The sequence below is a fragment of the Exiguobacterium sp. RIT452 genome (genome assembly GCF_003598705.1).
In the GTDB taxonomy this organism is placed as follows: Bacteria; Bacillota; Bacilli; order Exiguobacteriales; family Exiguobacteriaceae; genus Exiguobacterium_A; species Exiguobacterium_A undae.
The window spans coordinates 1-25,886 of sequence record NZ_QXJB01000008.1; the positions used below are offsets into that span (position 1 = coordinate 1).

General features: G+C 49.3%; 20 protein-coding genes and 1 pseudogene. 6 read left to right on the forward strand and 15 right to left on the reverse strand.

What is annotated here, in order from left to right; translation table 11 throughout:
- Positions 1-202, forward strand: a pseudogene (locus D3D03_RS14295) (copper amine oxidase); the annotation flags it as partial.
- An 86-nt stretch (positions 203-288) separates the two neighbouring features.
- Positions 289-1,221, forward strand: a complete 933-nt coding sequence (locus tag D3D03_RS14300) for a class F sortase (protein ID WP_119923960.1) — start codon at positions 289-291, stop codon at positions 1,219-1,221.
- 43 nt (positions 1,222-1,264) lie between these two features.
- Here the strand turns inward: D3D03_RS14300 and D3D03_RS14305 are convergent, their stop codons facing one another.
- The 7 genes from D3D03_RS14305 to D3D03_RS14335 all read right to left on the reverse strand — a co-directional run bounded on the left by D3D03_RS14305 (position 1,265) and on the right by D3D03_RS14335 (position 9,832).
- Positions 1,265-1,858, reverse strand: a complete 594-nt coding sequence (locus D3D03_RS14305; RefSeq protein WP_026831946.1) for a hypothetical protein — start codon at positions 1,856-1,858, stop codon at positions 1,265-1,267.
- 14 nt (positions 1,859-1,872) lie between these two features.
- Positions 1,873-2,940 (reverse strand): YheC/YheD family protein, encoded by a 1,068-nt coding sequence (locus D3D03_RS14310; protein ID WP_119923961.1) that lies wholly within the window; start codon positions 2,938-2,940, stop codon positions 1,873-1,875.
- Positions 2,937-3,566 (reverse strand): class D sortase, encoded by a 630-nt coding sequence (locus tag D3D03_RS14315; protein WP_119923962.1) that lies wholly within the window; start codon positions 3,564-3,566, stop codon positions 2,937-2,939. Before D3D03_RS14315 ends, D3D03_RS14310 begins: the two co-directional genes overlap by 4 nt.
- Positions 3,563-5,209 carry a glycoside hydrolase family protein gene (locus D3D03_RS14320; RefSeq protein ID WP_119923963.1) on the reverse strand — a complete coding sequence of 549 codons (1,647 nt, stop codon included), beginning with the start codon at positions 5,207-5,209 and terminating at the stop codon, positions 3,563-3,565. The genes D3D03_RS14315 and D3D03_RS14320 overlap by 4 nt, the downstream gene beginning before the upstream one ends.
- Positions 5,210-5,291: 82 nt before the next feature.
- Positions 5,292-7,961, reverse strand: a complete 2,670-nt coding sequence (locus D3D03_RS14325) for an adhesive domain-containing protein (protein WP_119923964.1) — start codon at positions 7,959-7,961, stop codon at positions 5,292-5,294.
- A 316-nt stretch (positions 7,962-8,277) separates the two neighbouring features.
- The gene (locus D3D03_RS14330) at positions 8,278-8,601 is read right to left on the reverse strand and encodes a winged helix-turn-helix transcriptional regulator (protein ID WP_026831942.1); all 324 of its coding nucleotides are present in this window, start codon (positions 8,599-8,601) and stop codon (positions 8,278-8,280) included.
- 73 nt (positions 8,602-8,674) lie between these two features.
- Positions 8,675-9,832 carry an AI-2E family transporter gene (locus tag D3D03_RS14335; RefSeq protein WP_026831941.1) on the reverse strand — a complete coding sequence of 386 codons (1,158 nt, stop codon included), beginning with the start codon at positions 9,830-9,832 and terminating at the stop codon, positions 8,675-8,677.
- 279 nt (positions 9,833-10,111) lie between these two features.
- Here D3D03_RS14335 and D3D03_RS14340 point away from each other — a divergent pair, with 279 nt between their 5' ends.
- Together D3D03_RS14340 and D3D03_RS14345 are read left to right on the forward strand one after the other, a co-directional pair.
- The gene (locus D3D03_RS14340; RefSeq protein ID WP_026831940.1) at positions 10,112-12,655 is read left to right on the forward strand and encodes a HAMP domain-containing sensor histidine kinase; all 2,544 of its coding nucleotides are present in this window, start codon (positions 10,112-10,114) and stop codon (positions 12,653-12,655) included.
- 123 nt (positions 12,656-12,778) lie between these two features.
- Positions 12,779-13,648, forward strand: a complete 870-nt coding sequence (locus tag D3D03_RS14345; RefSeq protein WP_119923965.1) for an NAD(P)-dependent oxidoreductase — start codon at positions 12,779-12,781, stop codon at positions 13,646-13,648.
- 73 nt (positions 13,649-13,721) lie between these two features.
- On the opposite strand, the gene D3D03_RS14350 is transcribed toward D3D03_RS14345, so the two are convergent.
- Together D3D03_RS14350 and D3D03_RS14355 are read right to left on the reverse strand one after the other, a co-directional pair.
- Complete coding sequence (locus D3D03_RS14350; RefSeq protein ID WP_119923966.1) at positions 13,722-14,504, reverse strand: flagellar hook-basal body protein; 783 nt, start codon at positions 14,502-14,504, stop codon at positions 13,722-13,724.
- 15 nt (positions 14,505-14,519) lie between these two features.
- Positions 14,520-15,308 carry a flagellar hook-basal body protein gene (locus tag D3D03_RS14355; protein ID WP_119923967.1) on the reverse strand — a complete coding sequence of 263 codons (789 nt, stop codon included), beginning with the start codon at positions 15,306-15,308 and terminating at the stop codon, positions 14,520-14,522.
- Positions 15,309-15,539: 231 nt separating this feature from the next.
- Between D3D03_RS14355 and D3D03_RS16925 the strand changes: the two genes are divergently transcribed.
- A complete protein-coding gene (locus tag D3D03_RS16925; RefSeq protein WP_233550718.1) occupies positions 15,540-18,383 on the forward strand; it encodes a sensor domain-containing protein in 2,844 nt (947 codons plus the stop codon).
- A gap of 51 nt (positions 18,384-18,434) precedes the next feature.
- Here the strand turns inward: D3D03_RS16925 and D3D03_RS14370 are convergent, their stop codons facing one another.
- A complete protein-coding gene (locus D3D03_RS14370; protein ID WP_026831936.1) occupies positions 18,435-19,631 on the reverse strand; it encodes a multidrug efflux MFS transporter in 1,197 nt (398 codons plus the stop codon).
- 181 nt (positions 19,632-19,812) lie between these two features.
- Between D3D03_RS14370 and D3D03_RS14375 the strand changes: the two genes are divergently transcribed.
- Positions 19,813-20,682 carry a hypothetical protein gene (locus tag D3D03_RS14375; protein WP_119923968.1) on the forward strand — a complete coding sequence of 290 codons (870 nt, stop codon included), beginning with the start codon at positions 19,813-19,815 and terminating at the stop codon, positions 20,680-20,682.
- Between the two features lie 88 nt (positions 20,683-20,770).
- Here D3D03_RS14375 and mreB read toward each other — a convergent pair whose 3' ends face one another.
- The 5 genes from mreB to atpD form a co-directional block, all read right to left on the reverse strand.
- On the reverse strand, positions 20,771-21,751 hold the full coding sequence (gene mreB / locus D3D03_RS14380; RefSeq protein ID WP_028105581.1) for a rod shape-determining protein MreB: 981 nt from the start codon (positions 21,749-21,751) through the stop codon (positions 20,771-20,773).
- Between the two features lie 169 nt (positions 21,752-21,920).
- Positions 21,921-23,225, reverse strand: coding sequence for a UDP-N-acetylglucosamine 1-carboxyvinyltransferase (gene murA, locus D3D03_RS14385; RefSeq protein WP_119923969.1), 1,305 nt, complete (start codon positions 23,223-23,225; stop codon positions 21,921-21,923).
- Positions 23,226-23,459: 234 nt separating this feature from the next.
- Positions 23,460-23,693, reverse strand: coding sequence for a DUF1146 family protein (locus D3D03_RS14390; protein WP_026831932.1), 234 nt, complete (start codon positions 23,691-23,693; stop codon positions 23,460-23,462).
- 322 nt (positions 23,694-24,015) lie between these two features.
- The gene (locus D3D03_RS14395; RefSeq protein ID WP_026831931.1) at positions 24,016-24,429 is read right to left on the reverse strand and encodes a F0F1 ATP synthase subunit epsilon; all 414 of its coding nucleotides are present in this window, start codon (positions 24,427-24,429) and stop codon (positions 24,016-24,018) included.
- Positions 24,430-24,455: 26 nt separating this feature from the next.
- Entirely contained in the window at positions 24,456-25,874 is a 1,419-nt protein-coding gene (atpD, locus tag D3D03_RS14400) for a F0F1 ATP synthase subunit beta (RefSeq protein WP_026831930.1), read from the reverse strand.
- Positions 25,875-25,886: the final 12 nt, after the last annotated feature.

Genomic DNA, 25,886 nt, shown 5'->3' on the forward strand with positions numbered 1-25,886 from the left:
CGTGGGGGCAAACCTTGGTGAAGCAATCGTCAAACAATCACCAGAGAAGTTCATGGACGGTACACCAGGCTCAATGCCAAACACAGGTAACGGCGGCATGAGCGACAACAACACAGCAGCAACGACTGGTGCAATCGCACTCTTCGGTCTCGCACTTGGTGCAGCCGGAATCGTCCTCGCTCGCAAACGTCAAAACGCATAAGAATTCGGGTATACTAAAAAGGATAGCGCCTCGGCACTATCCTTTTTCTGCGCAAGAGACTTTGTCTCGGAAAGGAGTGACGTGTCTTGAAAAAATGGTTATTGCCGGTCAGCATCCTCTTGATGCTCGTTTCAATCGGTACGTTAATTTTTCTATTAATCGGAAACACGAATGAACCACAATCGAACATCACGCAAGGCGACGCCAAAACTGAGTCTGCGGCATCTTCCGAGGCAAAGGAAGATCCACTCAAACCGTCCGAAATCTTCAAAAAAGAATTTAAGAGTCTTTCGACCAATGAAGTCGAACTTCCAAAGACGTTAGCCATCAATCAGCTTGATGTCAAAACGAACGTCGAGCAGGTCGGTTTGGATAAAGAAGGCGCCATGGCCACTCCGAAAAATGAACAGCAAGTCGGCTGGTATAAGTTTGGTCCCCGTCCGGGTGATGTCGGGAATGCCGTCATCGACGGTCATACCGATACAAAGACCGGTCCCGCCGTCTTTAACCGTCTCGATGAACTGAAAAAAGGTGACACGATCAAAATCAAGGATGAGTCCGGCCGGACACTTGTCTTCCGTGTCAAGAAGCTCGTCGAGTACGGTCACCTCGATGCACCACTCGAAAAAATCTTCGGTGCATCGGATCAACGCAACTTGAACCTGATTACTTGCATCGGTGTCTATGATGAGAACGAAGGCACGTACGATAATCGTCTTGTCGTCTTCACCGAACTGGATGAAAAGGCTTCAGACCCTGTCAAAACGCCTCCAAAACCGGCAACGAATGTCCGCGTTTCCGGCGGTTTCGTGAACTGGTACGCCTCAACAGATGAAGAAGTCGTCCAGTACAACATCTACCAAGAACAAGAAGGAAAACGGAAGAAGTTAGGTTCGACGGAATCCATCGAACGGAAAGCCTTCCCATTACCGAAAGACGCCAGCGGCCGCTTCATCATCACGGCTGTCAATAAAGCCGGTATCGAATCAGAAGAAGCGTTCAGTGCCGTTCAAAAATAAGATACAAAAAAAGATCTTGTGCCCTCACCGGCGCAAGATCTTTTTAGCTTTCTTGATTCAAGGCAATCCGGAGCTGTTTTTCACCGGACATCGTCTGATAAAACACACTTAACCGTCCATCCGTGACCCGAACTTGTGCCGATGGGATGAAGACGATGCCGATCCGTGATTCGCCCGGTTTGTAGGAACCGTTCAACGAGTTGAACTGATCCGCAATCGTGACGATTTTCCCTTTTGTCTCGTATTCCGCAATCTTCGGTAAAATCTGAATCTCGTCTGCGGATTGATTGGTGATTTTGACGGTGATTGCGAGCAGACGGTTCGGTTCCCCCATGATTTGCAACAGCTTTTCTTTTTGGACATTGATGACGAGTAACGGAGTTTGGCGGGTCGTATCGCGGTGCGCGACATCCAGCGTCTTCAACTGGAGCCCCGCCATCTCGTACGTCACCCCGATCCGGTCCTCCCGGTCAAATTGTTTCAACTGCCCTTCGTTCAGCCGAATGGTCGTCCGTGCTTTTTCAGGATTGCCTGACGTCTCTTCCTGCTCCCACCAACCGAGGAGCGGTACCATGAACTTCGCGACGATGACGATGACGAGAAGTGTTGCCATGACATAAAACAAAAATGTCTTCACACTCATCCTCTTTTCTAAGCCTCGATCTGTTCCTTCATCCAGCCTGCCGTCAACCCGTTCACTTCGGGTGACGACTTTTGACGCGCGAGGTGGTCACAGTACTGAATGGCAAGATACTCCGCTTGGAATTCCACGTAACGGGTGCCCGGAAGACTGTTCACTTCGTAAATATAGAGGTTACCATCTGCCCCGATTCCGACGTCGATCCCGAGTGCATCGAGCGGATAGGCATAAAACGACTCGAAATAAGCCGGGAATCGACGGGCAAAGTCGACGATTTTCCGTGTCACCTCATGATGCGTCTCCGGGTAGTTCTGTTGCATGAAAATGTCCATTCGGGTCGTCGAGAACGCGCCATGGCTCAAGTGACTGACCGATTCTTGGTTGTTGTTGCTGACAAAGGGAAAAAACTTCACGAGCTTCCATTTTCCGCCTGCTCCCTTGGCGACATGGATCCGCATGCAGTAGGAATGACCATGTATCGTTTGGGAAGCAATGAATGGTTGCACGATCATCGGATTCCGCTTTGTTTCTTCTTCGATACGGTCAATCAGTTCTCCTTTTGTATAGTTCATATTCTCAAGTAAATGCCGAAAATCAAAGGAATCGTTTCCCTTTTGCTCCATCGTATAAATGCGTTGCCCCTGTTTGCCGTTCGCCGGTTTGAAGATGACGCGTCCGTACCGCTCGAGTAACGGCAGCAAATCGCTCCCTTTTCGAACGCGGTGCATCGGAATCAGATTATCCCGAAACGTCCCGTCTTGCACCAAACGCTTCAGCACGACGTTCTTATTCCCGATCCGGTGCGTCGTAAACGGAATCTCTTGCGCCAGCCGCTTAAAAATCTGTTTCTGTTCTTCCGTCAGCGGCAGATGGTTGTAGATGACATCCGGAAACTCGACAAAACTTGGCTGCCATTCGTCATCTAAAAAATGCTGGGCCTGAATCATCCGACTGTCAAAATCGACATCTTGCGGGCGAAAGAAAAAGGTCTCGAATCCCATCGAGGCCGCGACGACACACGCAATCTTATCGCGGAACTGCGGCTTCTCATTCAAACGTAATATGCCAATCCGTGTCATGGCGCTTCCTCCTCCACTGGCTCCAGATAAATCAAGTACCGTTCTGTACTGTCGGTTACATTGTAAAAAGGATAACAGGTCGAGATGACGAGTGATTCTTTGCCGGTCGACTGCAAGACACGTGTATCGGTATCATCAACGATTTCACTCGAACGCATCACGTACCGGTACGAACCGTCCGCGAGAAACAGTTCGACTTCGTCACCTTCTTGCAACTGGCTGATCTTCGAGAATGTCGTATCGTTGTGACCGGCGATGAATATCCGGTCCTCTTGACCCGGGAAGGCCGTTTCCGGATGATGACCAACGCCTTTTGCGAGTGTCACCTCATCCACACCTTCCAGTAACGGTAGTTCCATATCGAGTGAACGAATCGACAGAAAGCCGAGTGTCTCGCCGTTTGCAAACGTCATGTCTGGTTCCCGGTCATCTTTTCGATCCATCGGTTCTTTTTTGGCCGATTCGTCAGCTGTTTTCGTAGACTGTCCTTCCGCCTGAACGACAACTTCCTTCGCTTTCTCCAGTTCCACGGATAACGTTTGCTGGACGGTCAGCTTTTGATAGCCGACGTATCCAAGCAAAACGAGTCCGATCAGCAGCAAGATCGTCGATCCCTTTCGTATCATCGTAACTCGACCTCCTTCCGGTTGCTCCGTAAGACCTGACAATACCCAGAGAGATTGTGTTCAACATCGTCAATTCGGACCCGGAAGGAATGATGCCGGATATAAAAACTTCCAAGTATCCGCTCCGGTCGTTTCATATACATGGCGACTTCCGGATAAAAAAATCCGTTCAACTGGTAATGCATCCGCCGTTCGATCGTTTGTTCCAACTGTTCCAGCGGGAAGTTTTCGAGCAATACCTGCCGTCCTTGCGTCTGTATCCGAATAATCATGTCCCGTGCCGCGAGCATCAATTCAAGAAACGTCGGGTACGTCGTCTCCCGGTCATGGATGAACGTCAGTTTCGGTGCGACGTTCTGAAGTCCAAACGTGTAATAGCGGTCGTCCGGTCGATGCTTCGTCAGTTCATTGACGCTATAGCTCAACCAGTGATCATGATACTTCCAATACTCATGCTCCAGGAAGTAGTCGAAGGCATCGACGACAGCGGTCAAGTATCGTTCGTCGCGGTCCTGTTCATACAGACGAAGCAGAGCGAACGTTGCCTCCCCTTCGTAATAGACGATCCGAAAGGCTTCTTTTAAGGTCAAGTCCGGATACGCGAGGACATGATGGAAGTTCCCATCTGCTTGTTGCAACTCGAGGATCACTGTCGCGAGTTGGCGGCACACGTCTAAATCATCTGTCACCTGAAACGTCTTCATATACTGGGTCAATGCCAAAATAGCAGCAGCATTCGCGCCAAGCTTCACTTCACCCGGCTCCCAATCAACGACATAGGCGCGGTTCTCTTGTACGACAATCAACTCATCGATCAAATAGGCTTTCGCCCGTTCAATCGCTTGCCGTAACGCGATGTCCGGCATCACCTCATAGGCTTCGATCATCGCGTACAGCGTGCTGGCATGACGTAGGCTGTTGTAATAGGCGATTTTTTTATCAAAACACGGAAAGTAACCATATGTGAATCGACCATTCTGTTGAACTTGCTTGGCTAAATACCGGCCAGCCTGTTGAACAACCGATGTGATTTCAAAAGTAAGGTCATACTGTTGCTGATAATCTCTTATTTTTTCTGCTGTCGTGTTCATCTGTAAGACAACGGAACCGTCTTCTTCGAAGACACTGGTCGTCTCAAAGGTGATACAGCGCGTCTCCGGATGAAATGCCATCCGTGGAACCGATCGTTCTTGCAATTCAACGTAACGCGTCATGTTTTTTAAATTGATGCGTAAATCAGGGTGATCCGGATCTGGTGTCAACATCGCATTTCCGTTCAACTCTTCCTCAAGAAAAGCACATTCCATTCGCGTATCAAAGGCGATGCCGGACCGGAAATAGTTTTTACGTGTCTGTTGCAGACGTACATTTAATTCAGCAAAGGTACAAAATTGAAAGTTTTTCGCGAGATCAATTTTGATCCATTGATAGTTACTTGGTCGTTCGCCTAGGTGGGTCTTGATTTTTTGAAAAATCGTCGATAAACGTTTTCCCCGAAACGTATGCACCTGCGCCCGTCCCGTCGGATTACCGAGTGATACAAAAACCGTTAAGCGTTGGTTCAAGTAATAGATGGCTTGTTCTTGTTCCATCAGTTCAGTCAATCTTTCTTCCAATACTTCGATTCGTATGAATTGGTTCATTCCGTCTCACTCCTATCAAAAAGATGAACTTGTAGCAAGGACACGACGTCCTTGCTACAAGTTAAATCACTTTTTTGTCGACTCAGTCTTGTGGACGGCGTCGGAATAGTTTGGCGAACAATCCGGTCAACGTCGCGAGCATCCCCATCAAGGTGATCAGGAAGAGGTTCTCAGACGTGTTAGGAAGACTTTTCGCCACAGGTTTCGGAAGTGGCTGACTGACCGGTTTTGAATACATTGGTGTGTTTTTAGCAATACCGTTTGTTGCCGGCAACGTCGGTTTTGTGACGACACCAGAATTTGATGGTAACGTCGGTTTCGTTACAGCCCCTCCATTTGTCGGTAAAGTTGGTTTTGTAATGATTGGAATCGGCACGACCACGGCATCATTATCATCTTTCGGATTCATGACCGGATCTGGCTTGTTGTCATCATCACCGTCGTTATCATTGCCATTATCGTTATCGTTATCATTGTCTTTATCGGCGTCGGCATCGGCGTCAGCATCCGCATCGGCGTCAGCGTCAGCATCCGCATCCGCGTCAGCATCGGCATCGGCGTCGGCATCCGCGTCGGCGTCAGCGTCCGCGTCAGCGTCAGCGTCAGCGTCAGCATCAGCATCAGCATCAGCGTCAGCATCGGCGTCAGCATCGGCGTCAGCATCAGCATCGGCATCCGCATCCGCATCGGCATCCGCATCAGCGTCGGCATCCGCATCCGCATCGGCATCCGCGTCAGCATCAGCGTCGGCATCGGCATCCGCATCCGCATCGGCGTCAGCGTCAGCATCGGCATCTGCATCCGCATCGGCGTCGGCGTCGGCATCGGCGTCAGCGTCAGCATCAGCGTCGGCATCTGCATCCGCATCGGCATCGGCATCAGCGTCGGCATCTGCATCCGCATCCGCGTCAGCATCAGCGTCGGCATCTGCATCTGCATCCGCATCGGCGTCGGCATCGGCGTCGGCATCGGCGTCAGCGTCAGCATCAGCGTCGGCATCTGCATCTGCATCCGCATCGGCGTCGGCATCGGCGTCAGCGTCAGCGTCGGCATCTGCATCCGCATCGGCATCTGCATCAGCGTCGGCATCCGCATCGGCATCCGCGTCAGCATCCGCATCCGCATCCGCATCGGCGTCAGCATCCGCATCGGCATCCGCATCGGCATCCGCGTCCGCATCGGCATCCGCATCAGCGTCGGCATCTGCATCGGCGTCAGCGTCGGCATCTGCATCCGCATCAGCATCGGCGTCCGCATCGGCGTCAGCATCCGCATCGGCATCCGCATCAGCGTCGGCATCGGCATCCGCATCAGCGTCAGCGTCGGCATCGGCATCGGCGTCGGCATCAGCGTCCGCATCGGCGTCCGCATCGGCATCCGCATCAGCGTCAGCATCTGCATCCGCATCGGCATCCGCATCGGCATCCGCGTCGGCATCAGCGTCGGCATCCGCATCCGCATCCGCATCGGCGTCAGCATCCGCGTCGGCGTCCGCATCGGCATCAGCGTCGGCATCCGCATCCGCATCAGCGTCAGCATCTGCATCGGCATCCGCGTCAGCATCTGCATCGGCATCCGCGTCAGCGTCAGCATCCGCATCGGCGTCAGCATCTGCATCCGCATCAGCGTCAGCATCGGCATCCGCATCCGCTTCTTCATCAAATACAATCGTCGCTCGTCCATCGAGATCACTCAACAACTCGGCATCGATCACGGTTGTACTGACGGCTGATCCTGTCACGACAACGTCATCTTGCGGCACATCTGCTGGTTTTACGACATCCACATTTAAATTAACGGAGGTCGGTCCGAGGACTTGCACACCTGCTAACTCATTCGAGAGATTCACTGTGTCATTTGTGACCGCAGTCAGCAATGTATTGACACCCGGAAGAAGATCTCTTACTGGTTCCAGGACCGGATCGATTAAATTACCGGCAAGACCTGTCAGTCTTAAGTTCGTAATGGCATCCACTAAATCTTGTAGTGCTTCTTGGACAACTTGTTTCACTGCGGTGTCCAAATGATTGCCTAAACCGTCACTGAAATCGACGACGATTGAACCGTCTGGATTCACTGTGAACGGAATCGAATCTTCATAATCCAATAGATCAGATAAGGCCGTATCCAAATTTTGAAGGTTATCTAGCGCTGTATTTAACTCTGTTAATCCATTTACACGCAACAAGTTACCTACGACTGGTAAACCTTGTAAACGGTCGATTTCAGCTAAGAGGACGGTTACGACATCTGCTACTTCCCCTGTCAGTGGATCTAATTGTCCTTCTAACGTCGGTAAATCCTGTAATGTCACCGGAAGGAGTTCAACACTGACAGCGGCATTGCCGTCAGCCGTCATTTTTCCGGCAAGATCCGGTACATTAAAGACGGCGACGCGTTCCGGATTAAGGACTTGCGCATCCGCGAGACCGACTCCGGTCAGTCCCAGTGCTAAATCATAACGATCCGGCTGTTCTGTCAGAGCAGCGGTCACCTGCACACCGGTCAATAACTGAACATCCGCCAAACTGACCCGATTGGCAGGTGCACCGGACAGCGAATTTTTAATCGAATTCGCAAACTGTTGTTGTTGTGGTTGAAACTTTTTTTCGGAAGCTTCGGTTTTCGTATACGTGAAGGAGATCGGAGAGAGGGCAAGTGAGGACGCTGCCAATAGTTTGACGAGCCGCTTGGTGTGGTTTCTATGGTGTTGGTTCATCTTCTTTCGAAAATCAGGTGTCTTCTTGTTCATTGGAACACTCCTTTTCTTGAGAAAAATTACCTTACACCTCATATTATGCGACTTCCTGACTAAAAAATATACATTTTTTTACAATCACAATGATTATATAGTTATTATTAACCAGTATTTGAGATGCTAAATTACCATTAAAATATATTTAATATCTATTTTAATTTTTAGATTAATAAAATATATTGTAATTTTATTTCATTACTTATTCCGCTAATTACTTCCAAAAGCGTCATTTTTCGCTTTATATCGATATAATGAGCAATCCAACAAAAAAACCTCTTGAGCAGCGCTCAAGAGGTCCTTGTGACATTTGTTAATACGTGATGTGCTGCTTACTCCAGACAATCGATTCCTTGAACTGGCGCACGAGTTCTTCGGCCGGTCCAGTCAATGAATAGGCTAATCCCTGTACTTTTTCGGACATCTGCTGCAAAACAAGCCCGTCTTCGATCAGCTCTTGCAATTGTTCGAGAATCTGACCATGGGATTGATCCAAGCGTTGTTCAATCTCACCGATCGTCAATGCCCCATCCCGCAGGATGTAAATGACACTCGACTTGAGACTGTTTTCAAAATTGTGTTGAAACTTCTGGAGTGCTAATAAATCAGCCTGCTCTTCTACATGACGTTGATCCATCTGACGCATACCCCTTTCGTGACACGATACTCTACTTTCTCAGTATGACCGAAGCAGCGGGAAAATTCAAAACTCAATCTTTTGTCGTCACGATTGTATTAAACGTCTTGTCGTCTTCGGCAATGACCATCTTCTTCTGTGATCGTAAATGATAGAGACGACGGATATTGAGGATGATGACCTTCATGACGGCATAGAACGGCACACCGAGCAAGACACCGAAAAAGCCCGCGATGTTCCCTGCAACGAGCAGGACGATGATGATCGTCAGCGGATGAACGTCAAGCGTCTTCCCTTGGACGAGTGGTGACATGATGTGCGAGTCGATTTGCTGGGCGACCGTCATGACGATGACCGCGTAGACGGCGAGAATCGGATCCTGAATGAAACCGACGATCAGGGCCGGAATCACACCGATGACCGGACCGAGGAACGGAATGATGTTCGTCATCGTCGCAAACAAGGCGAGCAGTAAGGCGTAGTCAATGCCGATGATCAAGTAACCGATATAGGCAATGATCCCGACGCCGATACTGACGATGACTTGTCCACGAATGTAACTCATGATCGTCAAGTGAACGTCACTGAGGATTTTTTTCGTTTCCTTATGGTATTCATACGGCATCATCTTCACGAGATTCCCTTTTAATTTATCTCCATCGAGCAACATGTAGATCAACATGATCGGGATGATGACGATCGTGACGACCGTCGTCGTGATGATGCTGACGAATCCACCGACACCGGTCCCGATATTTTTCAGGAACGTCGATGCATACTCGGAAATGTTACCGGAAAACTTGTTGAACAGATCATCCTGTCCTCCGAGGAAACGGGAGAAGAAGGCACTGTTTTGCAATTGATCCCGCACGTCGACGAGTTGACGTTGGAATTGTGACGCGAGTGTCGGAATCGAATTGACGAATTCCGTGATTTGATCTGACAGCATCGGTCCGAAGATGAATCCAAGCGCTGTCAGGATTCCACCGAGACCAAGCAATACAACAATCACGGCCGGCCGGCGTTTCATCTTTTTCTCGAGCAGCTCAACGATCGGCAACAGGACATAATAAAGAATCCCGGCAATCGCAAGCGGCGGTACGACCATTTGCAGTAAGATCGCAATCGGTCGGAACAAGAACGTCACATGATTCCCGATCCAGACAATGATCAGCAACGTCATGATCCACCAGGCACCGCGGTACCATTTGTTCTCAAACATCTTTTGCATCTTGTCACTTCCTTATGATTAAAATAATGGCATCACTCAGTAGATTCCCTTTATTCCGGCTCTTCTAATCCTTATTTTCAAAAAATAGTTAAGCGACTACGATTTCTTGATGACTTGAAACGGCTCTCATTTAACGTTCATTAGAAGAAACCAGTAAATAAAATATCTTTTTTACATCTTTGCATGTTAAAGTTTGATGAATGCCTATTTGATTAAGTAAGATAAAAATACTGGATTAATTTTTTGAATCGAATAAAACTACACGTGGAGGATAAACAAGTGAAATGGATTAATCAAAAAATTGGTCGTCAATTGATGTTTGCATTTTATATGGTGTTTATCGCCCTCAGTCTGACATCAGCTATTGTCTATACGTATACAGAACGAAAAATTGATCAGACGAATGCGACATTTGATGATTTACGGGAACGCCGAACGAACGCCAATGCGTTAGCCAACGAATGGACACTTGTGCAGAGCAATGTGAAATCGTATGTGCTGTTCGGGACACCGGAAATGCTGGATATGATCAAAGCCGACCAGCGTGAAATCAATCGTTTGACGACCTGGTTCGAGGAGAACGCCATCTACGAACAAGGAAAAGAATATGCCGTCGCCACGCGATCACTTTACGACGATTATTTCGGCACGGCCCTCCCGCTTTTGACGGAATACGTCGATGGAAAGAGACAAGGATCGATTGACGAAACGTTCCTCGATCCGCAGACACTTGCTTCCCTTTCAAACGGTGATGATTTGTTTAATGCCAACGGGACGTTAAGAGGATCAAACAGTCAGTTGACGACAGATACAGATGCTGCCGGGATTGACACGTTGCTTGCGGACTACCTGACGTTGATTCAAAATCTGGAAACAGAAGCGAAAACGAACTTGCTCGGTGAGATGCGGGTCGCCCAGTTCATCTGGTTGTCGAATCTCGTGGTATTGATCATCATCTTATTGTTACTAGTTCGTCCGTTCATCAGCCGGGTGACGAAGCAAGTCAACACGCTGTCACGGGACAGTGCCTTGCTTGCAACCGGTGAAGATATCGCAACGATTCCTTTACCGAAACGTCACGATGAACTCTACACCTTAACCACATCGTTTAATCAGATGGCAACGTCGATTGCCGACAACAAGGTCCACATGCTCGCGAAAAACGAAGAATTACAAGCACAGCAAGAAGAACTCGTCGCCCAGCAGGAAGAGTTGCAGGCGCAACAAGAGGAACTCGAAGAAGCACTCGAAATCACGTTACGCAGCGAACAGCATTTAAAGTACCGGAACGAATTGACGGAGACCCTCGCATCTCGCGAGACGTTGACCGCTTATCCGGAAATCATCGAGAAACTCGTCTCGATCACCCATTCGGAAATCGGTGCTCTGCTGTTCCTCGATCAGCATGACGTCCGGTCGACGATCGAGTACGGGATGACGGAAGAAATGGTCGGTCAACTCGTCAAAGACGACCAGTCGCTGTTCCACCGGGCACGCGTCCTGAAACGACCGGTCCACTCGTCGAAACAAGTCGCACACGACAGCCCGTTACCGTATCCCTACTATATGTATGAAGTTGCTGTACCGATCCTCGACCCGAATGAAGAACAGATCATCGCCTGTATCTATCTCGTCCGTTACCGCGATGCCTTCACACCGGAACAGATGGGCGACATTCTGTCGTTCTCGCACCAGTTGTCTCTCTCACTGATGCGGATGGGGATCTATGAAAAAATGATCCATGAGAAAAACAAGACGGGACAACTCCTGAACTCGATTCGGGAAGCCGTCGTCTATATCGAACATGAATCCGACGAATTGCTCGTCAACGAACCGTTGATGAAGCTGTTCCCGGAAGTCCAGACCGAACACCAAAATGAAAGTAACCTCTCGTCGTTCCGCCAAGCGATGTCGGCCCTGTCGTCGATCATCGATGAGCCGGAACCGTTCGAACAATACATCGAACAGATCGTCGAGCAAAACCTGCCGGAAGACAGCCTTGTCGTCTCGATCCGGTCGCAGAACGCCTACATCCAGATCTATGCCGAAAAAATTCAGATCAATCACGTCTGGGTCGGCACGATGCTCGTCTTGCGTGATGTCACGAAGGAAACGGAGGCAGACCGGATGAAGGAAGAATTCGTCTCGACGGTCTCGCACGAACTGCGGACGCCGCTGTCTTCGATCTACGGCTTCACGGAACTGATGCTGAACCGGGAAATCGATCCGCCGAAACAACGGAAGTATTTAACGACGATCCACTCGGAAACCGGACGCCTGACGACACTCGTCAACGACTTCCTTGATGTACAACGGATGGAGTCGAGTGAGCAACGCTATCAGATGTCGACGTTTGATCTTGTTCAACTTGCGAGTGAACTGATTGACTTCCACGATGCATCGCATACGACGCACCAGTTGATGTTTGAAGCGGAAGGTCCGATCATGATTGATGCCGACACGGAAAAAATCAAGCAGTTGTTAAACAATCTGCTCAGCAATGCGATTAAGTACTCACCGGATGGCGGCGATATCATGATCCAGATTCAGAATCGGGACAATTTCGCCGAAATCACGATTCGCGACCAAGGAATCGGAATTCCGCAAGAATCGATGTCGAAACTCTTTGATAAGTTTTACCGGGTCGACAATTCGGAGACACGGAAAATCGGTGGAACCGGACTCGGTTTATCGATCTGTAAGGAAATCGTCAAACACCATAACGGAACGATTGAAGTCGAGTCGACGGTCGGAACGGGATCAACCTTTACGATCCGCTTTCCGATTGCGGTCATCTCAACAATTCTGACGTATGAAGAATAAGCAAAGCGTGCCTGTTTCAAAGGGCACGCTTTTTTTCATATCTTGTGGTCAGGTTACGGATTTTTACATCACGGGTACTATCAACTGTCAGAAGAAATGAATCAAATGGAAGGAGTCGTTTGAATGTCACTCGGGTGGATTGGATTAGGTCATATGGGGGTGCCGATGGCGTTACGTCTCAGACGTGCCGGGTATTCCATCAACGTCTATAATCGGACAGCAGAAAAAACCGCACCACTGGTCACGGAAGGCGCAGTCAAACTCGCTACGCCCCGCGCGGTCGTCGAACAGTCCGATATCATCTTCATCATGTTGGCAGACGGTCCTGCCGTCACAGCAATTCTTGAGCAGGAGGACGGCTTGCTGTCAGGGACACTGTCGGACAAACTGATCGTCAACTTAAGTACCGTCTCTCCGGAACAATCCCTTGAATACGCTCGACACGTCGAACAGGCGGGTGGGACCTATCTCGAGGCTCCCGTGTCCGGCTCGGTCGGTGTCGCGGAAGCGGGACAACTCGTCTTACTGCTCGGTGGAGACGAGAAGGCGATTGCCGTCTGTCGCCCGTACTTCGAGGTACTTGGGAAAGAAAGTATTCATTTCGGGGCACACGGAAACGGCAGCTCCGCCAAGCTCGCGATCAACCTGTTGCTGGCGCTTGTCGGTGAAGGCGTTGCCGAGACCCTCTTGCTCGGCGAGCAATCCGGGCTCGACAAGGACAAGCTGTTGCAATTGATTGGTGCCTCCGGCATGAACACACCGCTCTTCCAGGGAAAACAAGACATGTACCGTCAGGAAAACTTTCCGACCGCGTTTCCTCTTCGTTTGATGGCAAAGGATCTCGGGCTGATAACGGAAGCCGCAACACGACTGACGCTTGATCTCCCGCTTGCGAAGACCGCGCACACCCACTATCAGCAAGCACTCAAGGATGGTCATGGTGATGCCGATATGGCTGCCATCTACCTTTCGTTAAAAAACATTACACCTTAAACAAACAACGGGCTGCGATCCTCAGATCGCAGCCCGTTGTTTATTGCGTCGTTCGTTTCATTTATTATCTCTTTTACTTAAGTGACGTCACGATTCCCATCATCTGATCCGATGTCGTCAAGGCTTTGGAATTGAACTGGTAGGCCCGCTGAATCTGCGTCAAGTTCGTCATCTCTGTCCCCATGTCAACGTTTGAAGTCTCAAGTGTTCCGACCGTCAACGGATTTCCTGCCGCATTCTCGTATTGTCCCGTCGCCGTGAATAGTCCGGCACCGACATCCGTCAGTTCGCCGTGGTTCGGAATATCGGCGACGCCAATCCGGGCGAGGACCCGTCGTTCCCCGTTTAAGACGCCCGTGATGTTGCCGTCTTTGTTCAGTTCAATCGATGTCGCCGTATCCGGAAACGTAATCGGTTCGTTCGCCTGATTGATGACAGAACGGCCGGCATCATCCGTCAACAGGACTTGTCCGTTCGCTTGCGGTGACAATTCAAAATTGCCGTCCCGCGTAAATTTCGTCACGCCGTCTGCATCAATCACACCAAAGAAATGATGCGGATTACTGAGCGCAGCATCGAGTTTCCGTCCCGTGTTCTGGAACGTCCCTGTCGTAAACCGTGTCGCTTCATTGGCGACATATCCACCAACACCGAGCCGCAGTCCTTCCGGTGTCGTCAACGGTCCGGTCACGAGACCGCCCGGCTGATTGTTGAGATTGCGGACCAACAGTTCATTGAACTGTGAGTCCCGGCGTTTGTAACCGTTCGTATTGGCATTCGCCAGATTATGTCCCGTCGTATCGAGCTGCTTCTGGAGCTGAGCCATCGTGCTGGCTGATGTATAAAGTGATTGCATGAATTTCCTCCTTGATTAACGGACGCGTCCGACTTCCGAGACGGCTCTTTCGGCAGTCCGGTCGTACGCTTGGATGACTTTCTGATTGGCTTCAAACTGGCGGAGACCGGCGTTCATCTGTGTCATCGTCTGTTCGACTTCGACGTTTCCGAGTTCAAGGACACCTTGATCAACTTTGACCGCACCGGCATTCAATGCGTCCGGTGACCGGAACAGACCGTTGCCCGTGCGCTCCAACGTCTCCGGCTGATTCGTCACGACAAGACCAAGATTCCCGATTGCCTGACCATTGCCGTCCGTGACAGCACCATCTGCGCTGACAATGAAATCTTCATTGACGACGTTCAACGGTTGACCGTCTGCATCGAGCACAAGATCGTTTTCCGTCGTCCGCAAGAGACCGTCTTGTCCGACGGCGAACTGACCATTGGTCGTATAAAGGGTTTCTTCTTCACCGGTCGCCGGATCCGTATGCCGGACCGTAAAGAGTGCCGCTCCTTCAAGGGAACTGATTTGGATATCCGTCGCATTTCCCGTCTCCGTAATCGAACCGAGGGCGAAGTTTGGTGTCGCCGCCTGCATGAAGACGCCGGTCGCCAGTGTCCCGACCGTTCCGCGTGACCGGATGCCTGTTCGTTCATTGACGCCCGCCTGCTGGATCATCATCTCCGGGAACGTCCGAAGTGACGCCTGATCGGCTCGGAAACCGGGTGTCCGGGCGTTCGCCAGGTTGTTACTTAACATCTCTTGTTGCCGTTGTAATGACTGCATAGCGTTTGATGCCGTATACATTCCTCGTAACATATCTATTGGCTCCTCATTGACTTATTGTTCAATTCTATTCCTTCTAGTATATCGGTCTATTTTCTAGACATTTGATGTTTTTTCGAAAATAAGGAAATGAGAAAAATAGATGAATCGAAAGACCTACACCTGTTGTTCAAAAACATTTGCTTATTTTTTAAGGGACTTTATATGACTAAATCCCATAAATTGTTATAATTAACCTATGACGACATTAAGCGAGGTGAGATTATGCCCTTCTTCAAAAAGAAGAATACCGAATCCTTCATCAACGGTTCTCTCGATTTCAAACAGCTAATCGATGCGACTCATTTTTTAGAGAATCATCCCGATGCCGTTTATACGCTCAATCTGGACGGACATATCGTCTCCTTTAATCAAAAACTTTCGCTTCTGCTAGGATATGGTGGAAAACAACTTCAGCATCAACATTTCAGTGATTTCATCACACCGACGGAAGCTGCTCGAATTGCCCCCTTCAAACAACGTGCCTTAAACGGAGAGACTGTTCATTTCACAGCAGAAGTGTCCCACCGTGAAGGACATCTCTTGACGATGAACGTTACGAACATTCCGATTTATCAAAACCATGTCATCATTGGCATTTACGGGATTGCACGTGACATCTCGCAACATATTCATCTGCGTCTCCAGCATACACGCTTGACCGTAAAAGAAAAATTGACGGAATCGATTCCGGGGATTGCGTTTCTCGATTATCAGCCGACGACTGACCGGCTGTCTTTTTCGACTTACTTTGCCTCACTGCTCGACCTGTCGCAACACCGCTTAGCCTCAATCGATTACGAAGATTTCTTACTCGAAATCCATCCGGACGATCGCCCTCTCTTTGAAGAACTGTTCACGCGTCTGCGAACAAACGGTGATAACACGGTGTCCTGTCACCTGCGTCTCAATCGAAAACAGCAGTATAGGAAACACATACAGTGCCAGGGTCTTCGCATTCAGGACGAGCATCAGGAACTGTTCACTTTTTTGTTCCAAGAAATGAATCCGCTCTCAAACGAACACGAACAACATTCTGAGCCCACATCCATTCATCACTTCTTCTCCAGTGTCGAAACCGTCATCTACCAAAAAGAATATGCTTCCGGTGCTGTTCACTTCTTCGCGAATGGTTTTTTAGATGCTTACCCTTCCTATTTAGAGCGGTTTGCAAGTCACCCCTCAGCGACACGTGAGTTATTGCACCCGGACGACTTAGGCGAGGTACTGCAAGCCGACGAACGGATTCTGCAAGGCGAAACAGTCCGCCTGACCTATCGCCTAAAACTGGCTAACGAATGGACGTGGTTGGAAGAAATCCGGATTCCGCTCCAAGATGCGATCCAACACATCACGGGGCATCAAGGGATTGTCTCCGACATTACTGTTCTGAAACAGCAACAGGAGGAGATTCGAAAACTCTCAATGTATGATCAATTGACCGGTCTCCCGAACCGGACACTGTTCCTCGAAGAAATGGATCACCTCATACGAAGAAAACATCCGTTTACCGTCCTCTCGATTGACTTTAATCAGTTGAATCACATCAATGAACGGATTGGTTATGATACCGGTGATCAATGGCTCATCAAAACGAGCCAGCTTCTGACTCACTACTTACCGGATGTTTATGCTTCACGCATCGCAGGAGATCATTATGCTGTCTTGTTGACTGAGCCGTTTGATGAAGGACATCTTAAAAAGATTTGCCTCGACCTTCTCGAGCTCAATACGAGACGCCTGCCAATTGACGGCTATGAACTGACCGCAGAACTCGCGATTGGCGTGAGTCATTTTCAGGACGAACAGACGACAGCCACTGAACTGTTACATGCTGCGAACCGGGCACTGACGCGGGCTAAATTGAAAAAGCAATCCGCCTACGAATTTTATACATCCCAGCTCGATCTTGAAATCTATCGCCGGCATCAACTGGAACAAAGTTTACGTGATGCGATTGATCAAGACGAATTGTTTCTCGAGTATCAGCCGAAAGTCGATATTTGGAGTGGACAGATCCTTGCTTTTGAGGCTTTGATTCGTTGGGACCACCCAGAATGGGGACGTATTCCGCCGCAGGACTTCATTCCGTTATCCGAAGAAGGACAGTGTTATCTTCCGATCGGTGAGTGGGTCCTTGAGACTGTCTGCCAGACGCTCCAAACCTTGTTAAAAAAAGCATTACCGGTCGTCCCGATTTCCATCAATCTGTCCTCCAAACAACTGTTACACGGCGATTTTGTCCAGAGTGTCAGAACGTCTCTGCACCGGTATCAGGTTCCGGCCCGGTACTTGCAACTGGAACTTCAAGAAACGGCGTTACTTCATGAAAGTGAGTTCGTCAAAGAAACGTTACAGCAACTGCATCAGCTTGGCATCCATTTGATACTCGACGGATACGGCAGCGGCGTGTCATCCTTGACCAGCCTGTCCACGTATCCCATCAGCATCCTAAAGCTTGATCGTTCCTTCGCGAGCCTTCCGGAAGAAGACAGCCGTACGACCTCGCTGATCAAAAGCATCGTCTATTTTGCAAAAGAGTTTCAGTTAACTGTCGTCGCAGAAGGAGTTGAAACACTCGATCAACTCGATACATTCCGTGAGTTGGAATGTGATGCAGTCCAAGGCTACTTATTCAGCCGTCCTGTTAGTTCTGAGCGATTGGCGGCTCTCTTAACACAATCTGTCCTGCAGCCAATCGAATCGCTGAAACAATCACCAAAAAAACCGTTACCTTCTCTTCATGGACAGATTTCCATCACCCGGCTGAATGGAAAAGAAGTTAATGTCGGAGCGTCACCGATTTTGATCACCCGCAGTACGAATCGTTCCGTTCATTTCTACGCTTCGATCCGTCTGCCCGTCGATCATCAAATCGAACTGTCGCTTCAATTAACGGATGTCATCCATCCGAAAACATTAATTGAACCGCTCGCTTTGACGGAACTGGATAATGGTCTATTCCACTATTCGGCGGATTACAAGGTCCGTGCCCAGTCCGGTCAAATCATGAAAGCCCTCGAGAACTCTCAACAATTGAAACTTGATGAATTCTTCATGTTGTCTTGATGAAATCCAAAAATACTGTGTCGCGAATTAAGCGACACAGCATTTCCTTCCTTATGAATGTTTTTTACTGAGTACCGCTGTTTGTGTCCGCTCCAGCACGGCATTCGTGATGACGATCAAACCGGTGAACAGGAACAACGCTTCAAAACCGAAGTGACCGGCAATTTGACCGCCTGCCAATGGTCCGAGGAAATTCCCCATGAACTGGGCCGATTGGTTATAACCAAAAATCCGGCCCGATGCGTTCGCCGGTGTATGTTTGCGAAGCAGTGTCTGTACCGAAGGCATCAAGGCAGCTGTCGCAAATCCGATTCCCATACGTAAGACGATTAGTTGACTCGTATCGGTCACGAACGCTTGGGGAATCAAGAACGCGGCAAAGATGAGCAGTGCGAAGAATAAGACACGTTCCGCTCCGATCTTATCAGACAACCGCCCGAGTCGTTGCGCGGCGATCAAGGCAGCAATCCCGGGTGCCGAGGCGACGATTCCGGATAACAGTGCCAAGCGTTCCGTTCCGGGACTGAGTTCCCGCACGTAAAGCGACAAAATCGGACTGATTGATTGTGCGGCGAACTGAATCAAAAATGTCGTCAAGAACAGGCTTAAGATCAATTCCGGATGGCGAAGTGACTGGATGACTTCCTTCGCAGAAGCCATTTTTTTGACTTGCAACGGCACGAACTCTTCTTTGACGAAGAAATAGGTGACGAGGAAGGTTAGGAAGAGCGGTATGCTCGTAAAGAGAAAAACGGGTCGAAGCCCAATCATATCGGCAAGGAATCCTCCGATTAGAGGTCCTAATAAGCCACCGGCAATCCCACCGGTCGACAATGTACCGAGCGCCCAGCCACTTTTCTCTTTTGGGGTTTGTGAGGCAATCAAGGTGATCCCGGCGGAAATGAATCCGGAGACGGCACCCATGACAAGACGTAAGAAGACGAGCTGGTAGACGTCTTGGACGAAGCTGATCAAGAACATGACGATCGACATCCCGAGACTGGCTCGAAGCAACATCAATTTCCGACCTTTTTTATCGGCCAATCGGCCCCAAATCGGTGAAACGATGGCTGCGACAAGGAAGGTCGCCCCAAAGGCGATTCCCGACCAGGTCGTGATTTCCTGGCGTCCATCGACACCAAGTTCTTCAATGAATAAGGGCAAAAACGGTAAAACTAAACTGAGTGCGGCAGCGGTCAAAAAACTGCCAATCCAAACGACAACTAAATTCCGTTTCCACAATGGCATTGTGGCATCACTTCCTTTTTAATGGAAAATCCGTTTCAATTCAACAACTTCTAATATACACTTCACAAAGTGAAATGTCTAGGATTTGAACTGATTCTGATGACTCCCGGACTATTGCCTCATATCCAAGTCGTCCCGAACGACCGATAATAAGGTAACGAAATCAGAGGAGTGATTGAGTATGAAACGTTTCATCGTCAGTCTCATCTGCGCCGCCGTGGTCAGTTCGCTTCTGCCTGTTCCAAGTGAAGCAGCGACCACCGTCACTCGTCATACCGTCATCTGGTCGATTCCTGAGGCCAAACAACTTTCAACAAAGATCAATCAGCTGACCACCAGACAGATGAAACGTGTCTATCTGCATGTCGCTGTTGAGGGTGACCGTATCCTCTACCGTTCTTTCGTTGAAAAAGCTCATCTGGCCGGCATCGAAGTCTACTTTTTATTCGGACAACCGCGCTGGATCACGAACGAAGGGACCGCCAACCGTCCGAACGTCGAAGACCCGTTAGCCTGGATCAATGTCTATCTGCAGGAAACGATGGAACGACCGGACGGAATCAGCGTCGATTTGGAACCGTATGCCTTACCGGAGTGGGAAACCGATCAAGCTGCCGTCGTCGCTTCCTATCAACGGATCTTAACCGCTTTTCAAGATGTCAGTGATGCTGCGAGTCTTCCCCTGCAACTGTTTTTACCGTTCTGGTTCCATACCGTTTCCGATGCCTCCGGTCGTCCGCTCAGTGAATGGGCAATGGAGTTAGCCGATGAAGTGACGTTGATGAGTTACCGGACGGTCTACGGCGGCGGGAATGGTCTTGCTGCCATCACGATGACGGATGCCTTGTATGCCGCGAGTCATCAGCACCGCTTGTCGTATGCCATCGAATTTACAGCGCTCCCGGAAACACCGAGCATCACCTTTTACGGAAAAACACGGACCACGCTCAATCAACTTGTCAATCAAACCATGAACAGTTCCTTGCCGCCAAGCGCCATCGTCTATCATGATTTTGACGCCTATCAGGAGTTCATGCGCAGTACGCAGTAATCCGGCACGTTTCAGCAGCATCGGTTCATCTTACGTCTCCATCAAAAAAGGGTCATTCCGCAATTGGAATGACCCTTGTTGGTGTATCTTATTTTCCTAAATTATCGAGCATGATCCCTGTTCCCCGCGCGACACATAACATTGGGTCTTCTGCGATCAAGACCGGCAGTCCAAGTTCTTTTGCGAGCAACTGATCGATGCCGTCAAGCAATGCTCCACCACCCGTCAGGATGATGCCGCGATCGATGATGTCCGCCGCAAGTTCCGGTGGTGTTTTCTCCAACACCCGTTTTGTCGCTTCGACGATTTCCATCGCTGCTTCTGCCAACGCTTCATGCATCTCCTGCGAAGAAATCGTAATGTTGTCTGGCAGACCCGTCACGAGATTCCGACCCCGAATGTCCATCTCTTCTTGACGTCCTTCGTCTGAAACGGTCGCGACCGTCATCTTGACGTTTTGTGCCGTCCGTTCGCCGATGATCAGTTTATGGTTATCCTTGATTGCCCGGATGATGTCGTGATCAAACCGGTCCCCTGCTACTTTAATCGTTTCCCCACAGACGATGTCTCCCATCGAGAGTACGGCGACGTCCGTCGTTCCGCCACCGATATCAATCACCATGTGACCGGCCGGCATCCAAATGTCCATCCCTGCGCCGACTGCTGCGACTTTTGGTTCCACTTCGAGGAACACGGTTTTTGCACCTGATTTTTCGCCTGCTTGACGGATTGCTTTCGCTTCAACCGTCGTGATGCTGGCCGGTGTACAAATCAGCATCCGAACACCGCCGAACATACTCCGGACTTCGATTTTGTCGATGAAATGACGTAACATCGCTTCCGTCATCTCGAAGTCGGCAATGACGCCGTCCCGAAGTGGACGAATCGCTACGATGTTGCCGGGTGTCCGTCCGACCATCTGGTGGGCTTCCGTTCCAACGGCATGAATTTTTCCTGTTGCTTTATCGATGGCGACGACTGATGGCTCGTCGAGCACGATTCCCTTACCTTTTACGTGAATGACGACATTGGCCGTCCCTAGGTCAATTCCGATATCTTTTGAAAACATCTCGCGTGATCTCCTTTATCCACTGGCTATTATTCCAAAATTTAGAACGTCGTTTGGACGTCTAACCCATTTATGTATACATACCTTTCAATTCTAGCACAGCGTAACAAAAAGAGACGACTTTCTTTTTGAGAAAGTCGTCAAGAATAAATAAGAATGATATGAGAGCTTAAAGCTTCGTCGCGGCTGTTTCTTCAATCGCAACCGTTTCTTCTGTAACGCGCTCAACATCTGCACCAAGTGCTTGTAATTTAAGATGGAAATCAACATATCCGCGATCGATATGGTGAAGGGCACCAACACGTGTTTCGCCTTCAGCAATCAATCCTGCTGTGACAAGTGCCGCACCTGAACGGAGATCCGTTGAAAGCACTTCTGCTCCTTGAAGCTGGATACCGCCTGTGATGATCGATGAACGACCTTCGATTTTGATGTCGGCGTTCATACGACGGAATTCTTCGACGTGCATGAAGCGGTTTTCGAAGACCGTTTCCGTGATGACTGATGTGCCTTCTGCTTTTAAGACCAAGGCCATCATTTGTGCTTGGACATCTGTCGGGAAGCCAGGGTGTGGCATCGTCTTGACGTCAATCGCAACCAGTTTCTTCGGTCCGACGACACGAAGACCTTCTTCTGTATCCGAGATTTTGACACCCATCTCTTCCATTTTCGAGATCAATGGACGAAGGTGTTCACGTTCTGCACCGATGACTTCGACATCACCTTCTGTGATCGCTGCTGCGATCATGAACGTACCCGCTTCAATCCGGTCTGGAATCACGTAGTGGTTGCCGCCGTGGAGTTTTTCAACACCTTCGACGCGGATTGTTTCTGTTCCGGCACCGCGGACTTTTGCACCCATAGCGTTGAGGAAGTTCGCGAGATCGACGATTTCAGGCTCTTTTGCAACGTTCTCGATGACAGTCGTCCCTTCAGCAAGTGTTGCTGCCATCATGATGTTTTCAGTTGCACCGACAGATGGGAAATCGAGGTAGATTTTTGCCCCTTGTAAGCGACCGTCGACTTGTGCTTCGACAAAGCCGTTACCGATGATAGTTTTTGCGCCCATTGCCTCGAACCCTTTTAAATGGAGATCGATTGGACGGGAGCCGATTGCACAGCCGCCCGGCATCGCAACGCGTGCGCGTCCAAGACGAGCGAGGAGTGGTCCCATGACAAGAATTGACGCACGCATCTTCCGAACGTATTCAAGTGGTGCTTCATCTTTTAGTTGTGCTTCTGCATTAACCGTCACCGTGTTTGCTTCTGCATCGAATGTGACTTCTGCATTTAAGTTCCGTAAGACGTTATTAATCGTATAGACGTCTGCAAGACGCGGGACATTTTGAAGGACTGATGTGCCTTCTGAAGCAAGCAACGTTGCGACCAATGTTTTTAAGACTGCGTTTTTTGCACCTTCTACTTTTACCGTTCCAGCTAATTTACGTCCGCCACGGACAACAATTTTTTCCATTACTCATGCTCCTCTGCTTTCGTTTCTATTCTATTCGTTCAATTCGCGATTGGTGTAGATCATAGTTGTAGACCAACGCATGATAGAAGAGAAACACCCTGTAGTTTATCTCTCATTCCAAATCCAACACGACTTTTCATCTCGACAATGGTTGTGTTACTTCATTATAAGAATACTATCCTGTTCCATACTAAAACATATTGCCAATTCAAGGTTTACAATGAAGTTACAAGTTCATCCGACTAAAAATTGGAGACGCTGCGCGAATCCTGAATAATCAAGTAAAAATCCGGCGACAAGTGAACCGAGCGCAATGGCAAGCAACACTCGTAAGGCGACAGCCTGCGGACCTTTAGGATGTTGGAGGAACTTCTCCCATTTGACAGGAAGGAGTGCCCACCAGGCAAGCATGATGGCTGTTAAATAAACGAGCATACTGACTAGCGCACTTAAACCGATTGACGTCACTGTTCCTGCACCTCTTCTTGTTTTGTTTTTCCCAACCTTACCATGATTTCATACAATGAATGATTGCGCAAACAAAAAAGCACAAGATAATTTATTTTAGCGTATAAAATATATTATGAAAAGATGAATCTGGAAAAAACAACATAATAAGATTGAGAAATGTGTGAAGAGGACACATATAATGTACTTTTACTTTTTTGACCGTTGTTAAACCTGAATCCCTTAATCCCATGCGAAAACGGTTGTCCTAAACCGAATCATTGACCGTTCATGAAAAAAGACCCGGTTTCCATGATGGAAACCGGGTCTTTTTTTACTTGGATCAATCGCGACCGTACTCTTTTAGGTTGAGACGGTTGATTGCGCGTTTCAATGAAAGCTCAGCGCGTTTGAACTCAAGATCTGATAATTTCGTGTCCTGGAGACGACGTTCTGCCCGGACTTTCGCAGCAGAGGCACGGTCGTAATCGACCTTCTCCGCAGCTTCAGCCGTTTCAGCAAGAATCGTTACTGTATCCTGGCGCACTTCCATAAAGCCACCGCTGATAGCGATCAACGTGCGTCCGCCATCTTCGTGGCGCAACTTCAAGATGCTGATGTCGAGTGGTGTCACGAGCGGTACGTGGTGCGGGAGAACCCCGATTTCACCAGATATCGTTTTCGCGACGACCATACGAACATTCCCATCATACACTTCGCCATCCGGGGTGACGATATTGACATGAAGTGTGTTCATCTCAAGTCCCCCTTATGCTTTGTCACTTAGACAAGCGTCTTCGCTTTTTCAATCGCATCTTCGATCGGACCGACAAGACGGAATGCTTCTTCCGTCAAATCATCGTGTTTCCCACCGAGGATTTCTTTGAAGCCGCGGATCGTGTCCTTAACCGGGACGTACGATCCTTTTTGTCCTGTGAACTGCTCAGCTACGTGGAAGTTCTGCGACAAGAAGAACTGGATACGACGCGCACGGTGTACAGTCAATTTGTCTTCTTCAGACAACTCGTCCATACCGAGGATCGCGATGATATCTTGAAGTTCTTTGTAACGCTGAAGTGTTTCCTGAACTTGACGAGCTACACTGTAATGCTCTTCGCCGACGATTTCCGGTGAAAGGGCACGTGAAGTCGAAGCAAGTGGATCCACGGCAGGATAAATACCCATCTCAGAGAGACGGCGCTCAAGGTTCGTCGTTGCATCCAAGTGGGCAAACGTCGTTGCAGGAGCCGGGTCAGTATAGTCATCAGCTGGTACATAAACCGCTTGGATCGATGTAACCGAACCTTTGTTTGTTGACGTGATACGCTCTTGAAGCATACCCATCTCTGTAGCAAGTGTCGGCTGGTAACCAACGGCAGATGGCATACGACCGAGAAGGGCCGATACCTCTGAACCTGCTTGTGTATAACGGAAGATGTTATCGACGAAGAGAAGAACGTCTTGTCCTTGCTCATCACGGAAGTATTCCGCCATTGTCAAACCAGTCAAGGCAACACGAAGACGTGCGCCCGGCGGCTCGTTCATCTGACCGAAGACCATCGCCGTTTGTTTGATAACGCCTGAATCCGTCATCTCATGGTACAAGTCATTACCTTCACGCGTCCGCTCACCAACACCTGCGAATACCGAGATACCGCTGTGCTCTTGGGCGATGTTGTTGATCAATTCCTGGATGAGGACGGTCTTACCTACACCGGCACCACCGAAGAGACCGATCTTACCACCCTTGATGTAAGGAGCGAGTAAGTCAACGACTTTAATTCCTGTTTCGAGGATTTCAACTTTTGTTGAAAGGTTATCAAACGTCGGTGCTTTTTTGTGGATCGGAAGACGTTCCACTGTTGCATCGAGTTCTTTTTCATCAATTGGGTTACCGAGTACGTTGAAGACGCGACCAAGCGTTGCTTCTCCGACAGGTACCGAGATTGGAGCACCAGTGTCCAGTACTTCCACTCCGCGGCGTACACCATCCGTAGAATCCATCGCAATGGTACGGACGACGTCGTCACCAAGATGCAAGGCGACCTCAAGCGTTAAATCGATGGCTACTTCTTCTACTGTTTGCGGCGTATATTGAATACGAAGCGCGTTGTAGATGTTCGGCAAGTGTCCGTCGAACTTAACGTCGATGACAGGTCCCATGACCGCGACGACGCGGCCTTTTAAACCGAGTTCGTTCATCGTGTTTCCTCC